General features: G+C 71.7%; 25 protein-coding genes. 18 read left to right on the plus strand and 7 right to left on the minus strand.

Annotation, left to right across the window (positions count from 1 at the left end; all coding sequences use genetic code 11):
- The 5 genes from ASE25_RS04700 (at window position 1) to ASE25_RS04720 (ending at window position 6,704) form a co-directional block, all read left to right on the plus strand.
- Complete coding sequence (locus ASE25_RS04700) at window positions 1-1,119, plus strand: VWA domain-containing protein (RefSeq protein ID WP_056823157.1); 1,119 nt, start codon at window positions 1-3, stop codon at window positions 1,117-1,119.
- A gap of 168 nt (window positions 1,120-1,287) precedes the next feature.
- On the plus strand, window positions 1,288-2,916 hold the full coding sequence (locus ASE25_RS04705; RefSeq protein WP_056823159.1) for an MFS transporter: 1,629 nt from the start codon (window positions 1,288-1,290) through the stop codon (window positions 2,914-2,916).
- The gene (locus tag ASE25_RS04710; protein WP_056823160.1) at window positions 2,913-4,646 is read left to right on the plus strand and encodes a SulP family inorganic anion transporter; all 1,734 of its coding nucleotides are present in this window, start codon (window positions 2,913-2,915) and stop codon (window positions 4,644-4,646) included. The genes ASE25_RS04705 and ASE25_RS04710 overlap by 4 nt, the downstream gene beginning before the upstream one ends.
- 8 nt (window positions 4,647-4,654) lie before the next feature.
- On the plus strand, window positions 4,655-6,121 hold the full coding sequence (locus ASE25_RS04715; RefSeq protein ID WP_056823163.1) for a DUF2252 domain-containing protein: 1,467 nt from the start codon (window positions 4,655-4,657) through the stop codon (window positions 6,119-6,121).
- Window positions 6,122-6,170: 49 nt separating this feature from the next.
- The gene (locus ASE25_RS04720; protein ID WP_056779403.1) at window positions 6,171-6,704 is read left to right on the plus strand and encodes a potassium channel family protein; all 534 of its coding nucleotides are present in this window, start codon (window positions 6,171-6,173) and stop codon (window positions 6,702-6,704) included.
- Between the two features lie 125 nt (window positions 6,705-6,829).
- Here the strand turns inward: ASE25_RS04720 and ASE25_RS04725 are convergent, their stop codons facing one another.
- The 4 genes from ASE25_RS04725 to ASE25_RS04740 all read right to left on the minus strand — a co-directional run bounded on the left by ASE25_RS04725 (window position 6,830) and on the right by ASE25_RS04740 (window position 10,498).
- A complete protein-coding gene (locus tag ASE25_RS04725; protein WP_056823167.1) occupies window positions 6,830-8,662 on the minus strand; it encodes a GMC family oxidoreductase in 1,833 nt (610 codons plus the stop codon).
- 116 nt (window positions 8,663-8,778) lie between these two features.
- A complete protein-coding gene (locus ASE25_RS04730) occupies window positions 8,779-9,372 on the minus strand; it encodes a YdeI family protein (RefSeq protein ID WP_056823170.1) in 594 nt (197 codons plus the stop codon).
- Window positions 9,373-9,384: 12 nt separating this feature from the next.
- A complete protein-coding gene (locus tag ASE25_RS04735; protein ID WP_235508541.1) occupies window positions 9,385-10,014 on the minus strand; it encodes an MBL fold metallo-hydrolase in 630 nt (209 codons plus the stop codon).
- Window positions 10,015-10,150: 136 nt separating this feature from the next.
- Window positions 10,151-10,498 carry a YciI family protein gene (locus tag ASE25_RS04740; RefSeq protein WP_235508542.1) on the minus strand — a complete coding sequence of 116 codons (348 nt, stop codon included), beginning with the start codon at window positions 10,496-10,498 and terminating at the stop codon, window positions 10,151-10,153.
- A gap of 248 nt (window positions 10,499-10,746) precedes the next feature.
- Between ASE25_RS04740 and ASE25_RS04745 the strand changes: the two genes are divergently transcribed.
- The 5 genes from ASE25_RS04745 to ASE25_RS04765 all read left to right on the plus strand — a co-directional run bounded on the left by ASE25_RS04745 (window position 10,747) and on the right by ASE25_RS04765 (window position 14,449).
- Window positions 10,747-11,379 (plus strand): dihydrofolate reductase family protein, encoded by a 633-nt coding sequence (locus ASE25_RS04745; protein WP_056823174.1) that lies wholly within the window; start codon window positions 10,747-10,749, stop codon window positions 11,377-11,379.
- A gap of 85 nt (window positions 11,380-11,464) precedes the next feature.
- Complete coding sequence (locus ASE25_RS04750) at window positions 11,465-11,974, plus strand: putative immunity protein (RefSeq protein WP_056823176.1); 510 nt, start codon at window positions 11,465-11,467, stop codon at window positions 11,972-11,974.
- Between the two features lie 100 nt (window positions 11,975-12,074).
- A complete protein-coding gene (locus ASE25_RS04755; RefSeq protein WP_082622727.1) occupies window positions 12,075-12,536 on the plus strand; it encodes a DUF4440 domain-containing protein in 462 nt (153 codons plus the stop codon).
- 45 nt (window positions 12,537-12,581) lie between these two features.
- Window positions 12,582-13,601 (plus strand): alpha/beta fold hydrolase, encoded by a 1,020-nt coding sequence (locus ASE25_RS04760; RefSeq protein WP_082622689.1) that lies wholly within the window; start codon window positions 12,582-12,584, stop codon window positions 13,599-13,601.
- Between the two features lie 68 nt (window positions 13,602-13,669).
- Entirely contained in the window at window positions 13,670-14,449 is a 780-nt protein-coding gene (locus ASE25_RS04765; protein ID WP_056823181.1) for an isoprenylcysteine carboxylmethyltransferase family protein, read from the plus strand.
- 24 nt (window positions 14,450-14,473) lie between these two features.
- Here the strand turns inward: ASE25_RS04765 and ASE25_RS04770 are convergent, their stop codons facing one another.
- Window positions 14,474-14,677 carry a hypothetical protein gene (locus tag ASE25_RS04770; RefSeq protein WP_056779426.1) on the minus strand — a complete coding sequence of 68 codons (204 nt, stop codon included), beginning with the start codon at window positions 14,675-14,677 and terminating at the stop codon, window positions 14,474-14,476.
- A gap of 86 nt (window positions 14,678-14,763) precedes the next feature.
- Between ASE25_RS04770 and ASE25_RS04775 the strand changes: the two genes are divergently transcribed.
- Window positions 14,764-15,864, plus strand: coding sequence for a DNA glycosylase AlkZ-like family protein (locus ASE25_RS04775; RefSeq protein WP_056779430.1), 1,101 nt, complete (start codon window positions 14,764-14,766; stop codon window positions 15,862-15,864).
- Between the two features lie 33 nt (window positions 15,865-15,897).
- A complete protein-coding gene (locus tag ASE25_RS04780) occupies window positions 15,898-16,479 on the plus strand; it encodes a dihydrofolate reductase family protein (protein ID WP_056823183.1) in 582 nt (193 codons plus the stop codon).
- On the opposite strand, the gene ASE25_RS22235 is transcribed toward ASE25_RS04780, so the two are convergent.
- Entirely contained in the window at window positions 16,452-16,778 is a 327-nt protein-coding gene (locus tag ASE25_RS22235; protein WP_082619982.1) for a hypothetical protein, read from the minus strand. The two genes, ASE25_RS04780 and ASE25_RS22235, sit on opposite strands and share 28 nt — an antisense overlap.
- A 148-nt stretch (window positions 16,779-16,926) precedes the next feature.
- On the opposite strand from ASE25_RS22235, the gene ASE25_RS04790 reads away from it, so the two are divergent.
- The 5 genes from ASE25_RS04790 (at window position 16,927) to ASE25_RS04810 (ending at window position 20,817) form a co-directional block, all read left to right on the plus strand.
- Window positions 16,927-18,003, plus strand: a complete 1,077-nt coding sequence (locus ASE25_RS04790; protein ID WP_056823185.1) for an NAD(P)-binding domain-containing protein — start codon at window positions 16,927-16,929, stop codon at window positions 18,001-18,003.
- Window positions 18,000-19,382 (plus strand): NAD(P)/FAD-dependent oxidoreductase, encoded by a 1,383-nt coding sequence (locus ASE25_RS04795; protein WP_056823187.1) that lies wholly within the window; start codon window positions 18,000-18,002, stop codon window positions 19,380-19,382. Before ASE25_RS04790 ends, ASE25_RS04795 begins: the two co-directional genes overlap by 4 nt.
- Before the next feature lie 102 nt (window positions 19,383-19,484).
- Entirely contained in the window at window positions 19,485-19,739 is a 255-nt protein-coding gene (locus ASE25_RS04800) for a DUF4287 domain-containing protein (protein ID WP_056823190.1), read from the plus strand.
- A complete protein-coding gene (locus tag ASE25_RS04805; RefSeq protein WP_056823192.1) occupies window positions 19,736-20,431 on the plus strand; it encodes a class I SAM-dependent methyltransferase in 696 nt (231 codons plus the stop codon). The genes ASE25_RS04800 and ASE25_RS04805 overlap by 4 nt, the downstream gene beginning before the upstream one ends.
- A 104-nt stretch (window positions 20,432-20,535) precedes the next feature.
- Entirely contained in the window at window positions 20,536-20,817 is a 282-nt protein-coding gene (locus ASE25_RS04810) for a DUF427 domain-containing protein (protein WP_056823193.1), read from the plus strand.
- Between the two features lie 15 nt (window positions 20,818-20,832).
- On the opposite strand, the gene ASE25_RS04815 is transcribed toward ASE25_RS04810, so the two are convergent.
- Window positions 20,833-21,255: an iron chaperone gene (locus ASE25_RS04815; RefSeq protein WP_056823196.1), complete on the minus strand. Its 423-nt coding sequence runs from the start codon at window positions 21,253-21,255 to the stop codon at window positions 20,833-20,835.
- A 144-nt stretch (window positions 21,256-21,399) separates the two neighbouring features.
- Between ASE25_RS04815 and ASE25_RS04820 the strand changes: the two genes are divergently transcribed.
- On the plus strand, window positions 21,400-22,380 hold the full coding sequence (locus tag ASE25_RS04820) for a thermonuclease family protein (RefSeq protein ID WP_157623317.1): 981 nt from the start codon (window positions 21,400-21,402) through the stop codon (window positions 22,378-22,380).
- Window positions 22,381-22,423 lie beyond the last annotated feature (43 nt).

Raw genomic sequence — 22,423 nt, forward strand, 5'->3', positions numbered from 1 at the left:
GTGTCGTTCGGAGTGCCGCTGCTGCTCGTGACGCTGGCCTTCGTGCCGGTGCTGCTCGGGGTCTACGTGTGGCAGCTGCGGCGTCGGCGGAGGCAGGCGGTGCGCTACTCCAACGTCGCGCTGCTGCGGGCTGCGGGGGCCGGGTCGGCGTCGTGGAAGCGACACGTGCCCATCGCCCTGGTGCTCGGGGCTCTCGGGCTGCTGGGGCTGGCGAGCGCGCGGCCGACGGTGCGGGCCGAGGTGCCGACGTCGAGCGCGACGATCATCCTGGCCCTGGATGTGTCGGGGTCGATGTGCGCGACGGACGTGTCCCCGAACCGGCTGAGCGCGGCGCAGGCGGCGGTGCGGTCGTTCGTCGAGGGGCAGGACGACGAGACGAAGGTCGGGCTCGTCGTCTTCTCGGGGTTCGCGCAGCTGGCGGTGGCGCCGACCGCGGACCGGGGCGAGCTGCTGTCGGCGATCGACGCGGTGACGACGGGGCGCGGGACGACGATCGGTGCGGCGATCCTGCGGTCGATCGACGCGATCGCCGAGCTGGACCCGAACGTGGCGCCGACGGATGCAGTGGACGAGCCGTCGACGGACGGGCCGGGCCTGGCTGACCCGACTCCTGCGCCCACGCCTACGGGTGGCGCAGGTGGGACCGGCGGTGGAGTGCCCGTGGACGTGGCGCCGGAGATCATCGTGCTGCTGACGGACGGAGCGAACACGCGCGGCGTGACGCCGGCGCAGGCCGCGGAGCAGGCCGCGGCGCGGGGAGTGCGGGTCTATCCGATCGGCTTCGGCACGACGAACCCGACGCAGATGGCGTGCACGCGCGACCAGTACGGCGGCTTCCAGCCTCGGGCGCGCGACTTCGGCGGTCCGGGCGGCGGGGCGTTGGGTGGTCGCAACTTCCTCGTGGTCGACGAAGGTGCCCTGAAGGGAGTCGCCCAGACGACGGGTGGCGAGTACTTCGCCGCGACCGACGCCGACGGCCTGACCAAGGTCCTGGCCGACCTCCCCAAGCACGTCACGGTCAGCGAGCAGGACATCGACCTCAGCGCGGCAGCCGGTCTGTTCGCGGCAGCGCTCCTCCTCGCGGGTCTGGGCATCTCGATCCGCCGCTCAACCAGCTGAGCTGCTCAGGCCGCGAGGCGAGCTGCAGACCCACCCCATCGGGGTGATGCGCGCCCGCCCCGACCAGGCCGACCATGGTGACCAGTGCTCTCGAGCGGGAGGGGTTGACGATGACAACTGCACCAGAGCAGATGCCCGAGATGTCGCCTGTCAGGAGGGGCGAACGTCATGGCTGACGGGCCACCGACGACCGGCGCGACCGGCGCGACCGGCGCGGAGGCATCGACCCAGCCCAAGCGCGCGGCGCTCGTCCTGCTCGCCCTGATCACGGTCGCAGCGGTCGCGAATCTCAACCTGTCGGTCGCCAACGTCGCGCTGCCGTCGATCGGCCGCGCCTTCAGCTCCTCCCAGACGACGCTCGACCTCATCGCCGTCGGGTACTCCCTCGGGCTCGCCGGGTCGGTGCTCTACCTCGGAGCAATCGGCGACCGCTACGGCCGCAAGCTGCTGCTCATCCTCGGCATGGCGCTCTCCGTGCCGGCCTGCCTTCTGGCGGCCTACGCCCCCTCCGACGTCCTGCTGTTCCTGGGGCGGGTGCTCGGCGGCGTGTCCGCAGGGATGGCCTACCCGACGACCCTCGCGCTGATCGCCGCGCTGTGGGCCGGCCCCGCCCGGACCCGATCGATCGCCTTGTGGTCTGCGATCGGTGGCGGCATCGCGGCTCTGGGACCGCTGGTCGCCGGCTTCCTGCTCGAGCGCTTCTGGTGGGGGTCGGTCTTCCTCGTCACGCTTCCGTTGGCCGCGATCGCGCTCGTCATGGCCGTGATGCTCGTGCCGGCTCACGTGAACGAGACCACCGATCCGGTGGACAACCTCGGCGGCGTGCTGTCCGTCGTCCTCGTCGGCGCGCTGATCCTCGCGATCAACTTCGCTCCCGTCCCCGGCAAGGGCACGCTGGCACTCGGCCTCGCGGTCGTCGCGGCCGCCGCGCTGGTCGCGTTCGTCGTGCGACAGCGGCGGGCCTCCGTGCCGCTCTATGACCTCCACATCGCTGGGCGCCGTGTCTTCTGGGTGGCGGCATGCGGGGGGATCATCGTCTTCGGCTCGCTGATGGCATCCGCCTTCGTCAGCCAGCAGTACCTCCAGAACGTCCTCGGCTACTCCACCTTCGAGGCCGGTGCGGCCTTCCTGCCGGCCGTGGTCTTCATGGTCCTCGTCGCGCCACGCTCCGCGAAGCTGATCGAGTCACGCGGATCCCGGTTCACGCTGCTCGCCGGCTACGTGTTCCTGTTCCTCGCGTTCGCCTGGATGCTCGGCTTCTGGTCCGAACGAAGCTCCTACTGGCAGATCGCCCTCGCCTACGCCTTCATCGGGATCGGCGTCGGGTTCGCCGGCACGCCGGCGTCGCACTCGCTCACCGGCTCCGTCCCGGTGCAGCGGGCCGGAATGGCTTCGGGCACCGCCGACCTGCAACGTGACCTCGGCGGTGCGATCATGCAGTCCGTCTTCGGGGCACTGCTCACCGCGGGGTATGCCGCCGCCGTCAGTGCCAGCATCGCCGCCGCCCCGAACGGCGACGAGATCACCAGCAGTGTGCAGAACGAGCTCACGAAGTCGTTTGCCGGCGCCGACGCCGTGGCCGGGCAGTATCCGCAGTACTCGGCGCAGATCATCGCCGGGGCCCGGGAGTCGTTCCTGTCGGGCGCCGACTGGGCCTATACGGCGGGCATCATCGCGATCCTCGGGGGTGCCGTCATCGTGTTCACCCTGTTCCCGAAGCACGAGGGAGAGCTGGAGCTGCTGGCGCGGTATCGCGCAGAGGACGCCCGGCCGACCAAGGAGGGAAGCCGCACATGAGTACGGATCGGCCCACCAGCGCGTCCCGGCTGGCTCCGGAGTCGCTGCGTGGCTACCAACGATCGTGGCTGAGGGCGGACATCATCGCGGGGCTCACCCTCGCGGCGGTGGCCATCCCCGAGACCATGGGCTACACCTCGATCGCCCAGGTGCCGGTGATCACCGGGCTCTACACGGTTCTCTTCCCGGCGCTCGTCTTCGCGCTGCTCGGCTCGTCCCGGCTCCTCGTCGTCGGGGCCGACTCCGCCACCGCAGCAATCCTGGCCGGCGGCCTCGCCGCCCTCGGGATCGCCGGGCTCACGCCGAACTCGCCGCAGTGGCTCGCCATGGCCTCGTTGACCGCGCTCATGTGCGGCGTCCTGCTCCTGCTCGCCCGACTGCTGCGGCTGGGGTTCCTCGGTGACTTCCTGTCCGCCTCGGTGCTGATCGGCTTCCTCACCGGCGTGGGCATCCAGGTCTTCACCGGCCAGCTGCCCGACATGCTCGGGATCCCCAAGGGAAAGGGCAACTGGTTCGAGCAGCAGTGGTCGATGCTGACCCGTCTGGGCGACACCAGCCTGCCCACCCTGGCCTTCGCCCTGGGGACGCTCGCCGTCATCCTCGGCTTCAAGCGCTTCGTGCCGAAGGTCCCGGGCGCGATCGTCGCGGTCATCCTGTCGATCATCCTGGCCTCCACCCTGCAGGTCTCGTCACACGGGGTGGCGATCGTCGGGCCGATGCAGGGCGGGTTCCCGCCGATCGGACTCCCCGGGGGAGTCGGCTGGTCCGATGTGCCGCAGCTGCTGGGCGTGGCCTTCTCCTGCTTCGTCCTCATCATCGCCCAGAGCGCCGCGACCTCGCGCAGCTTCGCCACCCGCCACGGCCAGCGGGTCGACATCAACCGGGACATCGTCGGCCTGAGCGGGGCCAACCTCGCCGCAGGCCTGAGCGGCACCTTCGTGGTCAACGGCAGCCCCACCAAGACACAGATCCTCGACGAGCAGAAGGGCAAGACCCAGGTGGCCAACGCCACCATGGCGCTGGTGGTGCTCGTCATCGTGCTGTTCTTCACCAGCGCCCTGACGAACCTGCCCAAGCCGGTGCTCGGGGCGATCGTGTTCCTCATCGGCGTCGACCTCATCGACATCGCCGGGCTGCGTCGGGTCTGGCAGGCCCGCCCCAGCGAGTTCTACATCGCGGTCCTCACGGCGGTCGTCGTGTTCGCCGTCGGCGTGGAGCAGGGCATCGTCCTGGCGGTGGTGCTCTCCATCGTGGAGATGGTGCGGCGCCAGTACCGACCGCACCGGTTCGTCATGGGCATCGACGCCGAGGGCGAGCCGACCTACGCCCGAGCGCAGCAGGGCATGCAGAGTGCGCCGGGGCTGCTCGTCTTCCGCTACGACGCCGACCTCTTCTACGCCAACGCCAACCAGTTCTCCGACGGGGTCCAGCAGCTCATCACGGCGACGCCGGACCCGGTGCGGTGGCTCGTGCTCGACTGCTCGTCGATCCCTGACATCGACTACTCGGCAGGGGCGGCGCTGCACCAGCTCGTGACGTTCGTCCACAACCGAGGAGCGACGGTGGCGCTGGCCGCCGTCGACCCGGACCTCCGCACGACCCTCGAGAAGCTCGGCGTCCTGCAGATGCTCTCCGTCGACCAGATCTACCCGACCGTCGCGGATGCCGTCGTTGCGTTCCGCTCGTCGTCGCCGAAGCCCGGCCCCGGCGCTCGACCAGCCGAGACGTAGGAGTTGTCATGACCGTTACAGGGACCCCATCGCACCTGAGCGCCGCCGAGCGACGGGCCCTCGGCAGGCAGGCGCGGCACCGCGTGCCGCTCGAGGCGCAGGCCGGCTGGCAACCACCGCCGGGACGACCCGACCCGGTGGGCCTGCTCGAGGCCCAGAACGCGACCCGAGAGCCAGACCTCGTTCCGGTCCGGCACGGCCGGATGATGGTGTCCGCGTTCACCTTCTACCGCGGCTCGGCCGCGATCATGGCCGCCGACCTGGCGACCAGGCGGACCGCGAGGCTCGATGTGCAGCTGTGTGGCGACGCCCACCTGTCGAACTTCGGGGTCTACGCATCGCCGGAACGGCAGCTGCTCTTCGACCTCAACGACTTCGACGAGACGCTGCCCGGCCCGTTCGAGTTCGACGTCTGGCGGTTGGCCGCCAGCTTCGTCATCGCGGCGCGCCACAACCAGTTCGAGCCCTCGGACGTCCGCGAGATCTGCCTGACCGTGGGCAGGTCCTACCGGGAGGCGATGGCGGAGTTCGCACAGCAGGACACGCTGGACGTCTGGTATGCCCGCCTGTCCGAAGCCGAGTTGCGGGCAGGGATGAAGCAGGCCCGCCGGAGCCTGGTGGCCCCGGACAAGGACAGCAAGGGCCACCAGCACGCCGCGGCCAAGCACGCAGGCGCGTCGATCAAGTCAGGGGAGGCCCTGCTGCGGAAGGCACACCGCCGGACCAACCTGCAGGCGCTGGCCAAGCTCACCGAGGTCGTCGACGGAAAGCAGCGCATCGTCAGCCAACCACCCGTGCTCATCCCGCGCCGCGAGCTCGAGAAGTACTACGAGCTGGACGCCGCCGACGTCGAGGACATCATCAGGCAGTTCTTCGCGCGCTACAGCGTGACGCTGAGCGACAGCCAGCGGCGCCTGCTCGACCGGTACACGATCGTCGACGTCGCCCGCAAGGTCGTCGGCGTCGGCTCCGTGGGGACCCGGGCCTTCGTGGCGCTGCTGGAGGGTCGCGACGAGAGGGACCCCCTGTTCCTCCAGGTGAAGGAGGCGACCCGGTCCGTCCTCGAGGCGCACCTGCCCAGAAGCGCGTACGCCGACTCGGGCCAGCGCGTCGTCGAGGGCCAACGCCTGCTCCAGTCGGCGTCAGACATCTTCCTCGGCTGGTCCGCGGGCATCGAGACGGACCGCTTCTACTACTGGCGCCAGCTCAGAGACATGAAGGGGGCGGCGGTCGTCGAGGCGATGATCCCGGCCGGCATGACCTTCTACGCGCAGATCTGCGGCTGGACGCTGGCCCGCGCACACGCGAGGACGGGCGACCCCGTCGCCATAGCGGCCTACCTCGGCCGCAAGCGGCGGTTCGAGAAGGCAGTCGCCGAGTTCGCGGAACACTACGCCGTCCAGAACGACCACGACTACGAGGCCTTTCTGGACGCCATCAGCTCAGGCCGGATCGAAGCGCGTGAAGGGGTCTGAGGTGATGGTCGGATCCTCGCCGCAGCACGCTGAAGACCCCGCGCCACCGGTGACGGCCATCCTGATCGCGCCCCCGCGTCGAGTGGTCGTCGTGGCGTTGCTCCGGGTCACCCTGTCGCTGGTCGTGGCCGTCGTCGTCTACTTCCGCATCCCGCTCACAGGGTCGTCGGACGCGCGGTCGATCACGATCTTCGTCTCCGGGTTGGTCGTCGTCGTCGTGACGCTCGCCTTCCAGACCCGCGGAATCGTTCGTTCGCCGTTTCCCCTGCTCCGGACGGTGGAAGCCCTCGCGACGACGGGTCCGCTGTTCCTCATCGTTTTCGCCAGCTCGCACTACGTCATCGACAACGTCGATCCCGGCAGCTACACGCAGCCGATGACACGGCTCGATGCTCTCTACTACACGGTGACGACGTTCGCGACCGTCGGTTACGGGGACATCTCACCCGTGTCGCAGACCGCGCGACTCGTGGCAACGCTGCAGATGCTGCTCGGTCTCGTCTTCCTGGGCCTCGTGGCGCGGGTCATCACCGGAGCAACGCGACTCGGGATGAAGCGGCGGCGCGAGGACCACGAGAGCTGACCGCCCGATCACGGCGGAGACCACGACCCAGTCCCCCTGCCGGGTCGATCGACCAGCGATCACCCCGTAGGAGTTGGGCTGCGATGGATGGGATCGTCCGTGGCTCCGTCGAGCCGACCGGGCCGTCAGCCGACCAGCTCGTGGAGGTGGACGCCGTGGTCCGTGGCGATCAGCTCGGCGGCCTTCTCGCCGATCATGATGGCCGCGGCGTTGGTGTTGCCGCTGACGACGTTCGGCATCACGCTCGCATCGGCGACACGCAGGGCCCCGATGCCGTGCACCCGCAGCCGCGGGTCGACGACCTCACCGATCCGGCAGGTCGACGTCGCGTGGTAGACGGTCAGCGCGTAGTGGCGGGCCAGGTCCTCCAGCAACGCGTCGCTCGGTTCGGATCCGACCTCGTGGCCGTGGGCCCGCGCCAGGTGCGGCGGGATGACCGGCTCACCGAGGCCACCGCCGGGCCACGCCTTCGCGATCTCGAGGGCCCGGCGCATCACGGCGACCATGACCAACACGTCGTGCGGGTCGCCGAAGTAGTTGAACGCGATGCGCGGTGGGACCGCTGGGTCGGCGCTGGCCAGCGTCACCGAACCCTCGGAGTGGGGTTGCACCGGATTCGGCAGCACGACCACCTGGCCGTGCGTCGGGTCGAGGAAGGACTCCGGGTCCTCGAAGAACGCGGACGGCGGGAGTCGGAAGACGCCCTCCCAGATCGCCGGTGTGTACCCGGTCGCGAGGAAGCCGATCTGCGCGTCATGGGTGTGCTCGTCGCCCAGCCCGGTCGAGAAGAACGCGACGGCGTCGTAGAGCGAGGATGACGCGATGCCGCGGCCGGTCGTGAACCACTCGCCGATGCGGCGCTCGGCTTCGGCCTTGGCAGCGGCCAGGGGCTCGGGGAGGTCGACATCGTCGGCCGGGTCGGCCGGGAGCGGACCAGCCGGCGCCCGGAGCGCGTCCGGGCCGAGGGACATGGCGACCTCGGTCATCGTCTCGCCGATGCCGTCGGCGGCGAACATCAAGGGCGTGTGGAGGTGGTCCTTGAGGTGACGCCCCACGTCCGGGAGGTCGACGAGGCAGTCCACCCCGACGGTGGCGAGCTCGTCGCGGGCCCCGACCCCCGAGAGGAGCAGGAGGTGCGGCGACCCGATGGCGCCCGCGCACAGCACCACCTCGGTGCCCGCGGCCACCTCCTCGAGGGTGCCGTCCCCGGTGCGGTAGGCGACCCCGGTGGCGCGGGCTCCCTCCCCGTCCGCCTCGATGAGGATCCGCTCGACGAGCGCGCCGGTGACCACGGTGAGGTTCTCGCGGTCCATCGCGGGTTCGAGGTAGGCGTGGAAGGTCGAGCTGCGCCGGCCGTCCTTCGTCGTCGTCTGGAAGAGCGAGGCCACCCCCTGGGGTTCGAGGCGGTCGCGACCGTTGTAGTCACCCTGCTTCAGGCCCGTGGCGCCCGCGGCCTCGACGAACTGGTTCGAGGCGCGGAGGATCGGCTGGCGTACCGACACACCCAGCGGTCCGTGGTGGCCGTGCACGTCGAGGTCGGAGTGCAGCTCGGGACTGTGCACGAAGCCCTCGGCCTTGCGGAAGTAGGGCAGGACCTCGTCGTAGGACCAGCCCTCCGCGCCGCCCGCGGCCCACGAGTCGAAGTCGCCGGGGTGCCCTCGCACGTATGCCATGTAGTTGAGGCCGGAGGAGCCGCCGAGCATCTTTCCCCGCGGCACCATCATCTGGCCGCCGACGAGGCCCTTTCCGACACCACCGGGGTCGCCGTTGTACATCCAGTCGGTCGCGGGGTCGTTCTGCAGGCTCGCGACCGCCGCCGGCACGAGCTCAGCGGGCGGGGGCGGGCCGCCGGCCTCGAGCAGGCACACCGTGACAGCCGGGTCCTCGCTCAGCCGGGCAGCGACCACGGCGCCCGCCGATCCCGCCCCCACGATCACGTAGTCGTACGTCGAGCCCATCGTTACCACCTCGTCGTGGTGCCTCGCCGAGCGGCGGGGACGGTCTCGCCACGCAACCACACTCCGGGAGGGGAGACAAGGGAGCCGGCGTCCCAGCGGCGACGTCGGTCAGCCAGTCAGTGGAGGGTCTCGTGGTGACGGCACATCTCGACGAACGTCGCGATGCGCGCGGCCCGGGTCTCCGGCTTCTTGGCGTCGCCGATGCGGTAGAGGATCGCGTAGCGGTTGGCGCCCGTGAGTGTCTCGAAGAACGCCTTGGCCTCCGGGTCGGCAGCGAGCGCGGCGGCCAGGTCGTCGGGCACGGTCGCGCTCTTCTGACCGGCATACGCTGCCGCCCACCGGCCGTCCGCCTTCGCCGCGTCGACCTTCGCCTGCCCTGCCGGGCGCATGCGGCCGGCCGTGATCAGCGCCTCAGCCTTGTCCCGGTTGATCTGCGACCACTTGCTCCGCGGTCCTCGCGGGGTGAACCTCTGCAACCAGTAGGTCTCGTCGTAGCCCCGCTTCTGCCCGTCGATCCAGCCGTGACAGAGGGCGACGTCGAGCGCCTCGACGTAGGTGACCGTCTCGGCCGCCCCCGCCTTGCCGATCTTGAGCCAGAAGCCGCGGCGGTCGAGGTGGTGCTCGTCAAACCAGGCCTCGCAGTCGGAGAGCGTGGCGAACGAGATCACCGGCTCACCGGCCAGCTCCTCCGGCGCCTGCTCGTCGGACATACGGCCATCCTGTCATCGGCCGCCGACGGGGTGGCCGGCTGCCGCTGGGCGCCAGGGCTCGTGCTGGTGCGAGAGCCAGACCTCGTCGGGGGCGAGTGCCCGGATCAGCCGCTGGCCCTCGGTGCGCGGATGGTCGAGCTCGTCGAAGAAGACCGCCGTGTCACCGGCGATGACGACGGAGCGACCGCCCGTGCGGACGACCACGACCTGCGAGCCTCGCGTGTGGCCGGGGGTCGACACGAGCTGGATGCCGGGCAGCAGCTCGAGCGTGCCGTCGACGGTCTCGTAGTCCACTCCCGGCGCCTCGACCCACTCGCGGATCGTGTAGTCGTCCTGGGTCCGCGCGTCATCCAGCTCCGCCCTCTGGACGTACACCGGCTTGCCGGCAAAGAGGTGGTTGCCACCGCAGTGGTCGAAGTGCAGATGGGTGTTGACCACGACGTCGATGCCGGCCACGTCGAAGCCGGACTGCTCGCTCAGTGGAGTCAGCCGAGGATCCATGTCGTCGACCGCAGGGTGCAGCTGCGTCATGCCGGTGTCGACCAGCACGCGCGCGTCGGGATGGTCGATGACGTGCACGTAGACCGGCATCCGCTCGCCGTCGGCCAGCAGCTCGGCGACGAGGACGGGAGTGACCGTCACCGTCGATGGCCCGCCTTCCGATTCCGCGCCCGTCTCCATCCGTGGATCACCCATGGTGGCCAGTCTGGGGCAGAGCGGCGGACGACGGTGGCCAAGTGCCGAAGTCGGCCACCGTCGCTCGCCGATGCGTCCTGCGTCAGTCGCCGGGCGCGTCCGGGCCGGTGGAGATCTGGCGCAGCGTCGAGATCACCGTGACCTCGGGCCAGTGCTCGGCGTGCAGCTCGGCGAACTTCCGCTGGTCGGCCACGGCCTCCTCGACGGTGTCGTACTGCAGGATCGACCATCCGCCGATGACCTCCTTGGACTCGGCGTACGGCCCGTCGTGCTGGGTGATCTCACCCTGGCTGACGACGAAGTTCACGGCGTCCTCCGTCCCGTAGAGCCCACCACCGTCGAGGAACACGCCCGCGGCGGCCCGCTCGCCGACGTGGACGTCCATCGCGTCGAAGAGCGCCTGCGGCGGCGTCCCGATCCCCTCTTCCATCCTCACGAACCCCATGAAACGCGGCATGTCGATCACTCCTCCTGGTTGCTGTGGTGTCCTTCGTACTCGTACGTCGACCGGGTGGGCAGGTCCTCGACACACGTCTCGAGAATTCTTCGGAAGCCCAGAATGATCCGCTCCGCCGTGCCCCGACGGTGTCGTCACCCAGCACTAGAGTCGGCACGGTCGCCAAGCACCTGCCTCGCGGCGACCACCGGCGAGCGCCTGGACCATCACGGAGGACACCGATGTCACGCACCCGGATCCACAACTTCTCGATCTCCCTCGACGGGTTCGCCACCGGCGAGCCGCAGTCGCTCGAGACCCCCTTCGGGCACGCCGGCCAGAAGCTCCACACGTGGATGATGCGCACCCAGTACTGGGACCCGGACGGCACCGACGGGGTCGACCACGCCTACGCCGAGCGCCACGGCCCCGGCATCGGCGCGGAGATCATGGGCGCCAACAAGTTCGGCCCGCCCGGCTGGCACGACGACCCGGACTGGAAGGGGTGGTGGGGCCCCAACCCGCCGTTCCACACACCCGTCTTCGTCCTCACCCACCACGCCCGCCCCTCCCTCGAGATGGAGGGCGGCAACGTCTTCCACTTCCTCGAGGCCACCCCGGGCGAGGCGCTCGAGACGGCCCGCGCGGCCGCCGACGGCCAGGACATCCGGATCGGTGGCGGCGCCACCGTCGTCCGCGACTTCCTCGCCGCCGGGCTCGTCGACCACCTGCACCTCGTCCAGGTCCCGATCGTGCTCGGCCGCGGCGTCCGCCTCTGGGACGGTCTCGAGGGCGTCGAGGACGCCTTCGACATCGAGACCGTCGCCTCCCCGACCGGTGTCACGCACTTCACCTTCACCCGCAAGGCGTCGTGAGGTCACGTCCCACGCGGGCCCGGGCACGCGGCATACGCCATCGGTGGGGGTGACGCGTCCAGACGGGCACTGGCAGGCTGGCTGCATGATCCTGCCGAAGGTGCGCGACCCGCGCCTCGTGACGATCCGCCGTGGCGGACTGCTCACCGACGCAGATCACCGGCTGCTGTCGCTGTGGGCCGCCACGTGCGCTGAGCACGTGCTGCATCTCTTCGAGGCGGAGGCGTCGTCGGACACTCGCCCTCGGGACGCCATCGATGCGGCTCGGGCGTGGGCCCGCGGCGAGATGAGGATGATGGATGCGCGAGCCCGCGGTGGGCTTGCGATGGGAGCCGCCCGGCCGCTGCAGGGAGCGGCCCGGTTTGCGGCATACGCTGCCGGCCAGGCAGCCTGCGTGGGCCACGTGGCCGAGCACGACCTGGGCGCCTCCGCGTACGCGATCAAGGCCGCTCGCGCTGCACACCCCCACGAGGTCGACGCCGGACGGCTCGAGCGTGACTGGCAGCGAGACCAGCTCGACGCCCGGGTCCGCGCACTCGTCCTCGACGACCAGGTCCGCCGGAACGCCATCTGCTGGGGCGTCTTCGAGGACTGACGATGCCAGGCCCCCAGCACCGGCCAGGCGGCCACGGGCCCACGCCACACGGCACACGGCACACGGCATCGGTCGCGGTGACGCGGCTAGCGTGTGGGCCGTGACGACAGACCTGACGGCAGACGAGACCACCGACCACGCCGCGATCCAGGGGATGGTGGACGCGTTCTTCGGGGCGTTCGTCTCGGGGCCCGGCTGCGCCGAGCGGATGGACCTGCTGCGCGGGCTGCTGCTCCCGCGGGCCGTCATCGTGCGCACGTGCGGGATGGAGCCCGCGGTCATGGGTGTCGAGGAGTTCATCGCACCGCGGGAAGCGCTGCTGACCGGCGGCTCGCTCACCGACTTCCGCGAGTGGCCCGCCACGGGGCGCGTCGAGGTCTTCGGCGACATCGCGCACTGGTTCGACAGCTACGCCAAGGCGGGCACGCAGGAGGGCGAGCCGTTCACCGGGAGCGGGATGAAGACGATCCAGCTCGTCCGCACCGCCGACGGGTGGCGGATCAGCGCAGCCGCGTGGGACGACGAGCGCGAGGGCCTGACGCTGCCGACCGACGCCGGCTGAGACCACCCGGATCCAGCCGGCGCCCGGCTGCGGTTCACTGGGATCGTGGCTGCGCAACGCCTGGGGACCGCGCCCCTGCCGGACGGGACGCGGGTCGCGTATGCCGTCACCGGCGGCGGTCCGTTCCTCGTCGTCGCCCCGGGTTGGCTGAGCCACCTCGAGATGGGGTGGGCGATCCCGGCCGAGCGGATGTTCCACGAGGCGCTGTCGTCCGGACGCACGCTCGTGCGCTACGACCGCCCCGGCTGCGGCCTCTCCGACGCCTACGACGGTCCCCGCACCATGGACCTCGAGGTCGCGACGATCGGTGCCGTGGCCGACGCGGTCGGCGCCCAGCGGTTCGACCTGCTGGGCTGGTCGCTCGGCGCGGCGGCGGCCGTCCAGTGGGCCGCCGAGCGGCCCGAGACCGTGTCGCGGCTCGTGCTCTACGGCGGGTGGCCCACCGGCAGCTCCATCGGTGACGACGACAGCCGGCAGCACGTGCTCGGCCTGCTCGCCACCCACTGGGGACTCGGGTCGGACCTGCTCACCGACGTCTTCGCCCCCGACGCGGACGCGGGCACGAGGCGCACGCTCGCTCGCTACCAACGCGCTGCCTCCTCGGCCGAGACGGCGGTCGCGCTGCTGCGTCTCGCCTACGAGCTCGACGTCAGCCCGGACCTCAGGCAGGTGGCCGCGCCGACCCTCGTGCTGCACCGGCGCGGCGATCGGGCGGCACCGATCGCCGGGGGACGCACTCTCGCACAGGCGATCCCGGGCGCCGAGCTCGTCGAGCTCGAGGGCCGCTCACACCTCCCCGCCATGGGCGACGCGCAGTCGGTCGTCGACGAGGTGCGGCGCTTCCTCGGCCTGCCGACGTTGCGCCGGGCCGTGCCGACCGGGCTGACGACGCGCCAGACGGAGGTCGCAGCACTGGTCGCGGAGGGCCTGACGAACCGCCAGATCGCCGACCGGCTCGGCATCACCGAGCGGTCTGCCGAGTCGCACCTCGAGCGGATCCGCGTGCGCCTCGGGTTCAGCTCCCGCGCGCAGGTGGCCGCCTGGTACGTCGCCCGGACCCCATAGAAAGAGACCCCGAGAAGTGGGGTAGTTCCACGGCTGTGCTGCTGACTGTCCGTGGACAGCATGAGGAGATGACCCGACGCATCGTGCCCCTCGCCGTCTCCGCCGCCGCCTGGTGCGGCTTCGTCGCCATCACCGCGTGGACGATGGCCTTCCTCGCCGGCGCGCTGCTCCCCCGCACCGTCGACGGCCCGGCACGCACGAGCACCGGTTGGGCCGTCGCCGTCGACCTCGCCCTCCTGCTCCTCTTCGCCCTCCAGCACTCGGTGATGGCGCGCCGCCCGGCGAAGGCCTGGCTCCGGCGCCGGGTCCCGGCCGAGCTCGAGCGCACCACCTACGTGCTCGCGACCGGCGTGTGCCTCGCCCTCCTGCTGGCGCTGTGGCAACCGTGGGACCAGGTCGTCTGGCACGTCGAGGGGGTGGCGGCATACGCCCTCTGGTCGCTGTGCGCGGCGGGCTGGGCCCTCGCGGTCGCGGCGACCTTCGCCGTCGACCACCTCGAGCTGATCGGGCTCAGGCAGGCCGGCTGGGGTGCCCGGACGACTCCGTCCGACGACGGACCCGCCGCGCTGCAGGTCGGCGGCCTCCACGCGATCGTGCGGCATCCGTTGATGACCGGGATGGTGCTCGCGTTCTGGGCGACTCCGCGGATGAGCGCGCCCCACCTGCTCTTCGCCGTCGCCGCGACCGGCTACATCGCCGTCGGGATCACCTTCGAGGAGCGCGACCTCCGCCGCACGTTCGGGGCGGACTACGACGCGTATGCCGCCCGCGTCCCCGCGCTCGTGCCCGGCCTCCGGCTGGGGCGTGCGGCGCACGTGGCGGCGCCGTCAGGGCGCGACCGGGCCTGACCCACCTCGCGGTCGAGGCAGCAGTCACTCGCCGCGGATGCGGTCCGGCTTGAGGAGCACGAGGGCCAGCGCGACGAGCAGACCGGCGACGATGCCGACGACGAGCCCGCGGCCGACGTCCTGGGTCAGCGCGCCGCCCATGAGCCCGGCGAGCGCCCCGATCGACGCGCACCCGGTGAACGTCGCGATCACCTTGGCCCAGAAGGGCGCCTGCACCTGACCTGCCATGCCGCCACAGTAGTCGCGCACGTGTCCCGCGGATGCCCGGCCGCAGATCCGTCGCCCTGTCCCCGCGCTCGGCTAGCGTCTCGGGCATGGTGGTCCACCGGCTCACGGTCGAGCAGGCACGTCGCATCGCGGTGCACGCGCAGCTGCTCGACCTGCCGCGCCCGACCGATCTCGTGCAGACCGTCGAGCGCCTGACCTTCCTCCAGATCGACCCCACCGCGGCCATCGCGCCGAGCGCCGACCTCGTCCTGTGGAGCCGGCTCGGCCGCACCTACGACCCCGCCGACCTGACGAAGACCGTCGAGCACGACCGCACCCTCGTCGAGACCGTCGCCTACGTGCGCAGCCCGACGGACATCCCCGCCGTCATTGCCGAGGTGCGCGAGGCCGAGCCCTACCCCTTCATGGCCACCTGGCTCGAGGCCAACGACTCCTTCCGCCGCGACATCCTCGCCACGCTCGAGGCCGACGGCCCGCTCCTCTCCCGCGACATCCCCGACACGAGCGTCGTCCCCTGGCCCTCGACCGGCTGGACGAACAACCGCAACATCACGAAGATGCTCGAGGCCCTGGCGCTGCGCGGCGAGGTCGCCATCTCCGGACGCAAGGGCCGTCAGCGCTACTTCGACCTCCCCGAGCGCGTCTACCCGCCCGACCTGCCGAGGCTCACGCTCGAGCAGGCCGTCGACCACCGCAACGAGCGCCGGCTCGCCTCCCTCGGGATCGCCCGCGCCACCGGCACCGTCATGCCCGGCGAGGGCAACTACGTCGGCGACGCCGGTGAGCCCGCCGAGGTCGACGGCGTGCCGGGCACGTGGCGCGTCGACCCGGCATACCTCGACGTCGCCGACGCCTTCACGGGCCGGACCGCGCTGCTCAGCCCGTTCGACCGGCTCATCCACGACCGGGTCCGCGCCGAGCAGCTCTGGGGGTTCGAGTACATCCTCGAGATGTACAAGCCCAAGGACCAACGGCGCTGGGGCTACTTCGCGCTGCCGATCCTCCACCACGACCGTCTCGTCGGGAAGCTCGACGCCCAGGCCGATCGCAAGGCCGGCACCCTCGTCGTCAACGCCGTCCACGAGGACGTCCGCTTCACCAAGGCCGTCCGGTCCGCCGTCGACCGCGAGATCGCCGACCTCGCGGCGTGGCTCGGACTCACCCTCAGCGGCCCCGCCGCGCCCTAGACCCCGCACCACACTGACCTCCAGGAGAGCACCGTGCGCAGGATCGTCGCCTACGTCATCACCTCCCTCGACGGCTCCGTCGACGACCCCACCCGCTGCTTCCCACCCGACGTCGACCCCGACAAGCCGCAGCCGCCGACCTTCGACGACGTCCTCATCGAGCGTGAGACCGCGCTCATCGGGCAGCAGGACGCCGTGCTCCTCGGCCGCCACATGTATGACGAGTGGGCGCGCTACTGGCCGACCTCCGACGAGCAGCCGTTCGCCGACTTCATCAACGGCGTCACGAAATACGTCGTCACCTCCACCCCGCTCACCACACAGTGGGGCGAGGCCGAAGCCGTCCAGGGACCGCTCGCCGACATCGTCCGCGACCTGAAAGCCCTGCCCGGCAACGACATCGGCGTCCACGGCAGCATTCAGCTCGCGCAGTCACTCCTGGCCGAGGGTCTCGTCGACGAGCTGCATCTCGCCGTCGCGCCGGTCCTCGACCCCGAGGGCCGCCGCCTCTTCGACGGCCTGCCCGAGCTGCAGCGCCTGACCCTCGTCAGCGCGACTCCCACGCCCGGCGGAGCCCTCTGGCTCGTCTACCGCCCTGCCTCCCCGGTCTCGTAGGCGCGCCGCCGACCCAGCGTCCCGCTGACGCGGTAGCCGGGCATCGCCCGCTGCGAACGCGCCGAGAGGATCGACCCGTCGCTCTGGTGCGAGAGCACCGACAGGCGCGACATGTTCGACAGCAGCGACGCCATGCTCATCGACGACCCGACCGACAGGAACGACGCGAACGACCCGACGCTGCCGATCGAGAGCACCGACCCCACGCTCCCGATCGAGAGCACCGACCCCGTCGACCCGATCGACAGGAACGAGTCCCGCGACGCGATCGACCACTTCCCCGTGCGCGATGTCGCCATGACCGCAGCCTAGGCACGCGTACCCAATTCCGATGGCGTATGCCGTCCCGCCCGCTCTTGAGGTATCACCCCCTCCGCCCGCTCCTCCTCTCCTGCAACGGCGGCGCCCCGCGCCACACGGCATACGCAGACCCCTCAGGAGCACCTCGTGAGCAGCACGTTCGCCTTCACCGTCCACCCGCGGGCCCGCCTCGGTGAGGACCTCGCCCGCGTCTGGTCGCCGCTCGGCCGTGTGCCGGACCCCGTCTACGACACCGCCCTGCGCCGGCTCCCGCTGCGCCCGATCTCCATGGCCGGCATCCACATCGGCGGCGCGCACGTCGGCCACGTCGTGCTCGTGCCCTTCGGGGCGCGCCACCTGCTCACCTCCCCCAGCGAAGGCCGGGCCCGCGTTCACCGTGCGGTCGACAAGGCCCGCGCCCTCGGCTGCGACGTCGTGGGGCTCGGCGCCCTGACCGCCACGGTGACCGCGGGCGGGGTCTCGCTCCGCGGCCGCTCCGACATCGGCGTGACGAACGGCAACGCCTTCACCGCAGCGATCGTCGACGACCAGGCCCGACGCCTGCTGCGCGACGCCGTCGACCACGCCTCCGATCCGCGCGTCGCCATCGTCGGGGCCACCGGCAGCGTCGGCGGGGCGGTGACCCGGCTGCTCGCCCGCGACCGCGCCGCCGCCCGGCTCACCCTCGTCGCCCGGTCGACGGGACGGCTCGACGCGCTCGCCGCCGACGTCGGCCGTCAGGTCCCGACGACGACCGCCACGACGATGGATGCCGTCGCGACGGCTGACCTCGTCATCCTGCTCACCGCCTCCGCCGACGCGCTCCTCGAGGCGCGGCACCTCGCGCCCGGCGCGGTCGTGCTCGACGCGACCCAGCCGCGCAACGCCTCGCCGACCCTCGTCGACGAGCGGCCCGACGTGCTCGTCGTCGACGGCGGAGTCGTCGACATCCCCAGCCTGCGCCTCGTCGGCGGCAACATCGGCCTGCCCGACGGCCGCTCCTACGCCTGCTTCGCCGAGACCGCCCTCCTCGCCCTGACCGGCCACCGTGGCCACTTCTCCATCGGGGTGCCGACGCTCGAGCTCGTCGACCGGACCCGTGGCATGGCGGCCGACCTCGCCCACCTCGGCTTCCGGGCCGCGGAGCCGACGAGCTTCGGCCGCTCCGTCACCGTCGGCCGCTCCGCCACCACCACGGTCTCCACGATGGCGGTGGCGTCGTGACGACGCTCGTCCGCGGCGGCCACCGCGCCCGCTACCGCGTCGTCCTCCTCGGCGGCGGCTACGTCACCCTCCACGCGTATGCCGGCCTCATGCGTCACGCCGGACGTGCCGTCCGCGCCGGCGACGTCCAGGTCGTCGTCATCAGCACGGACGACGCACACAGCTTCCACGGCTTCACCGGGGAGGTGCTCGCGGGCTTGCTGCCCTACGACCGGACGCGCACGCCGCTCGTCGACGCGATGCCGCACGCGCACGTCGTCCTCGGCCGTGCGACGGCGATCGACGCCGACCGTCGGGTCGTGCGCTACGTGCTCGCCGACGACGAGGCGGGCCGGCACGTCGACCCGCAGCACGACTCGGACTCGGACTCGGGCTCGCACTCGGACGCGAACTCCGACCCACACCACGAGCGCGTCCTCGACTACGACGCCCTCGTCGTCGGCACCGGGGGCCGCGAGCCCGCGACCGCGGTGCCCGGCCTGGCCGAGCACGGCTTCACCCTGCGAGCGCCCGGCGACATCGCAGTCCTCACCGAGCGGGTCCGAGAGGCGGCGGCGCACCGTGGCCTCCGCCGACACACGGTCGTCGTCGCCGGAGGCGGGATGGCCGGGGTCGAGATGGCGGCGGCCGTCGCCGACCTCGGCGGGGCGCGCGTTCGCGTCGAGCTCGTCCACTCCGGCGACGCGATCCTCCCCGAGCTGCGTGACGAGCAGCCCCGTCTGGCCCGCCGTGCCGAGCAGGAGCTGAGGCGTCTCGGTGTCCGGGTCCGGCTGGGAGTGCGCCTCGCGTCGGTGACGGAGGACCACGCATACCTCTCCGACGGGACGAGTCTCCCGGCGACCACCGTCATCGCGACCATCGGACAGCGCCCCGTACACGTCCCGGGACTCGACGCCCACCGCGACCCGCGCGGCCGGCTCGTGACGCGCCCCGACCTCGCCGTCGTCGACGGGGTCTGGGCTGCTGGCGACGCGGCGTGCGTCGTCCACCCCACGACCGGCGAACCCGTCCCGGCCAACGCGCTGTGGGCGATCAAGGGCGGCGAGCACGTCGGCCGCAACCTCGCGCGGACGCTGCGTGGTCGCCCGACCCGGCCGTTCGCATACCGCGGTCTCGGCCAGGCGGCCTCCTTCGGGGTCGGCCGCTCGATCTCCGAGCTCTACGGCATCCCCTTCACCGGCTGGGTGGCGTGGGTGCTGCGGCTGACCTTCTTCCTGCGCTTCATGCCGTCGCGGCGCAAGGCGGCGCAGGTCGTGACCGACTTCGCCCGCCATGCCGCACACGGCCGCAACGCTCCGGCACCCGCCGGGCCCGCGGTCGCCGAGCCAGCGGTCGCCGAGCCCGCGGTCGCCGACCTCGCCGCCGCCCGCACTGCCTAGCGCGACCCGGTCGTCCATTCGCGCGGGGCGGATGTCGCCGGAGTGTCGAGATGCGAGGGCGCCGTTCGACGTGGTGGCATGACGACCACCTCAGGAGGAGCCATGACCACGCAGCCCATGACTGGCAACCCCGCCAGCCCCGCACCCAAGGGCCCGGCGTCCTACTTCCCGTCGATCGAGAAGACCTACGGCCAGCCGATCGAGCACTGGATCGGCCTCGTCCGCGAGCAGCACGCCGCCGGCACGGTCAGGCACGGCGAGCTCGTCGCCTGGCTCAAGACCGAGCACGGCCTCGGGCACGGCCACGCCAACGCCGTCGTCGCCCACACCCTCGGGCTCATCGAGGCCGAGGCGTGACCGAAGCCCACGTGACCGAGCCGAGCCACCACGAAGAGCCGAGCCACCCCACCGAGCCGAGCCACGTCACCGAGACGCGAGCCGCCTACGACACGGTCGCCGTCGACTACGCGAGCCTCCTCGAGGGCGAGCTCGCGCGCAGCCCGCTCGACCGGGCGCTGCTCGGGCACTTCGCGGAGCTCGTCGGCCTCGAGGGCGGCGGCCCGGTCGTCGACGTCGGCTGCGGACCGGGTCGTATCACCGGCCACCTAGCGAGCCTCGGGCTCGACGTCAGCGGCATCGACCTCTCGCCGGGCATGGTCGCCGAAGCGCAGCGGCGGCACCCCGACCTCGACTTCCGCACCGGGAGCCTCGCCGCGCTCGGCCTCCCCGACGCCTCGGTCACGGGCGTCGTCGCGTGGTACTCGATCATCCACACGCCGCCTGAGCTGCTCCCCGAGGTCTTCGTCGAGCTCCACCGGGTCATCCGGGCGAACGGCCTGCTGCTGCTCGCCTTCCAGGCCGGCGGCTTCTCGGTGCGGCACGAGCAGGCCTACGGCCACGCGGTCACCTTCGAGGCCCACCGCCACGACCCGGACGGCGTCGCCGCACAGCTGGCCGACGCCGGCTTCCGCGTCACCGTTCGCACCGACCGGGTCCCGCAGGACTACGAGAAGACGCCCCAGGCCTTCCTCCTCGCCCGCCGCGGCTGAGCCTCGCCGCCGCAGAGGCTGTCCAACGTTCGGAAGTAATCCGCCGATCCGGGAGTTGTCGCTGAGGACGGCCCAACCGGGGCCCGACCGATGAGGAGCTCAGCGTGCGTGCGATCTGGAACGGCAAGGTCATCGCCGAGAGCGACGACACCGTCGTCGTCGAGGGCAACCACTACTTCCCCCGCGAGTCCGTCGACGACAGCGTGCTCGTCGACAGCAGCACACAGACGACGTGCCCGTGGAAGGGGGAGGCGTCGTACTTCTCGGTCGCCGTCGACGGAGACACCAACCGCGACGCCGCCTGGTACTACCCGACGCCCAAGAGCGCCGCAGCCGAGATCAAGGACCGCGTCGCCTTCTGGCGCGGCGTCACCTTCACCGACTGAGCGCCGCCACGACACTCACGCCCGGTGGCGCGCCGCGAGCGCCCGGGCGACCCGCTCGATGAGGTCGTAGGGCACCGGGTCCTTGTAGAAGAACTGCACCGTGTCCTTGGCCGCCCGGTGCGGCGCGATCTCGGCCTCGAGATCGGGGTCGAGCTCGCCCACCGGGTAGAGCCCGACGTGCTTCTTCCACCCCGCGAAGTGGATGCCGTAGCGGTCGGCGAACATGATGGCCGGCATGCCGTAGCGGATCTTCTCCTCGCCGCCGGGCACCGCCCGCCGGAGCGCGGCATGCACCTGCTCGAGCACCTGCCGGGGCCCGTCAGGAAACCCGTGGACGTAGGCGTCGACGGTCGTCGGTGCGCCCGGGGCCTTCGCGTCGGGCGTGGTGTCTGTCGCGGTGTCGGGCGTGGTGTCGGGCGTGGTCTCCGGCTCGCTCATCGGTCCCCCTCGTGCCCTTCATGGCTGCTGCGTCGTCCCTCGCCAGTGTGACCCACTCGGGGCCCGGCGACCATGGTCCATTCGCCGGACAGGGCGGTGCCGATCACCTACGGTGAGCCGATCACCAGGGGATCAGGGAGCACGATGCGCAGTCGCAGCACCAAGGGACTCGTCACGGCCGCGGCTCTCGTCGCGCTCGCGGCGATCGGCGGCAACGCCGCACGAGGCTCGGACGAGATCGCGCCCAGGGGCGCGGGTGCGTCGCCCGTCGTGACCGTGACGAGCACGCCGGCGCCGAGCGTGACGACCGACGGAGACGCAGCACGACGCGCCGCCGAGGCCACCGCCGACCAGGCTGCTGCTGACCAGGCTGCTGCTGACCAGGCTGCTGCGGACCAGACTGCTGCGGCGAAGAAGGCGGCGGATGCCAAGGCTGCCGCCACTCGCGCCGCCGCGGCCACGGTCGCGGCCGACCAGGCTCGGGCCGCTGCGGCGGCGAAGGCCACGGCGTCTGCCGCCACGTGGGCGGTCACGAAGGTCGTCGACGGGGACACGATCTGGGTCTCGCGCTCGGGGATATCCCGCAAGATCCGCTTCATCGGCATCGACACCCCCGAGACCGGCCAGTGCGGCTTCACCGAGGCCCGCAACGCGCTGCGCGGCATCATCGGGGGCCAGCGCGTCACCCTCACCGCGGGTGCCCGGGACGACGTCGACCGCTACGGCCGACTGCTGCGCTACGTCGACGTGAACGGCGTCGACGCGGGCCTGCGCCTCGTCAAGCAGGGGTATGCCGTCGCCCGCTACGACTCGCGCGACGGCTACGGCTCGCACACCCGGGAGGCGGCCTACGTCCGCGCCGACGCAGCAAGCCCCAAGGCCGCCTGCGCCGACCCCGGTGCCGGCACGTCCAGCGGCAGCACGGGCGGCAGCGGGTTCACCGGGTCCTGGCCGCTGGCCGGCGACACGTACCCCTGCCCGCAGTCGCGTCCGGTCAAGGGCAACGAGAACTCGATGATCGCCCACGAGCCCGGCGACCGGTACTACACCGTGACGAAGCCCGAGCAGTGCTTCGCGACGATGGCCGACGCCGAGGCGGCCGGCTTCCGCCCCGCCAAGGTCTGACCGTGCGTCGACCGTTGTCGGGAGGACGCCGCGGTCACCCGGT

This window comes from Terrabacter sp. Root85 (assembly GCF_001429185.1).
Lineage (GTDB): Bacteria > Actinomycetota > Actinomycetes > Actinomycetales > Dermatophilaceae > Terrabacter.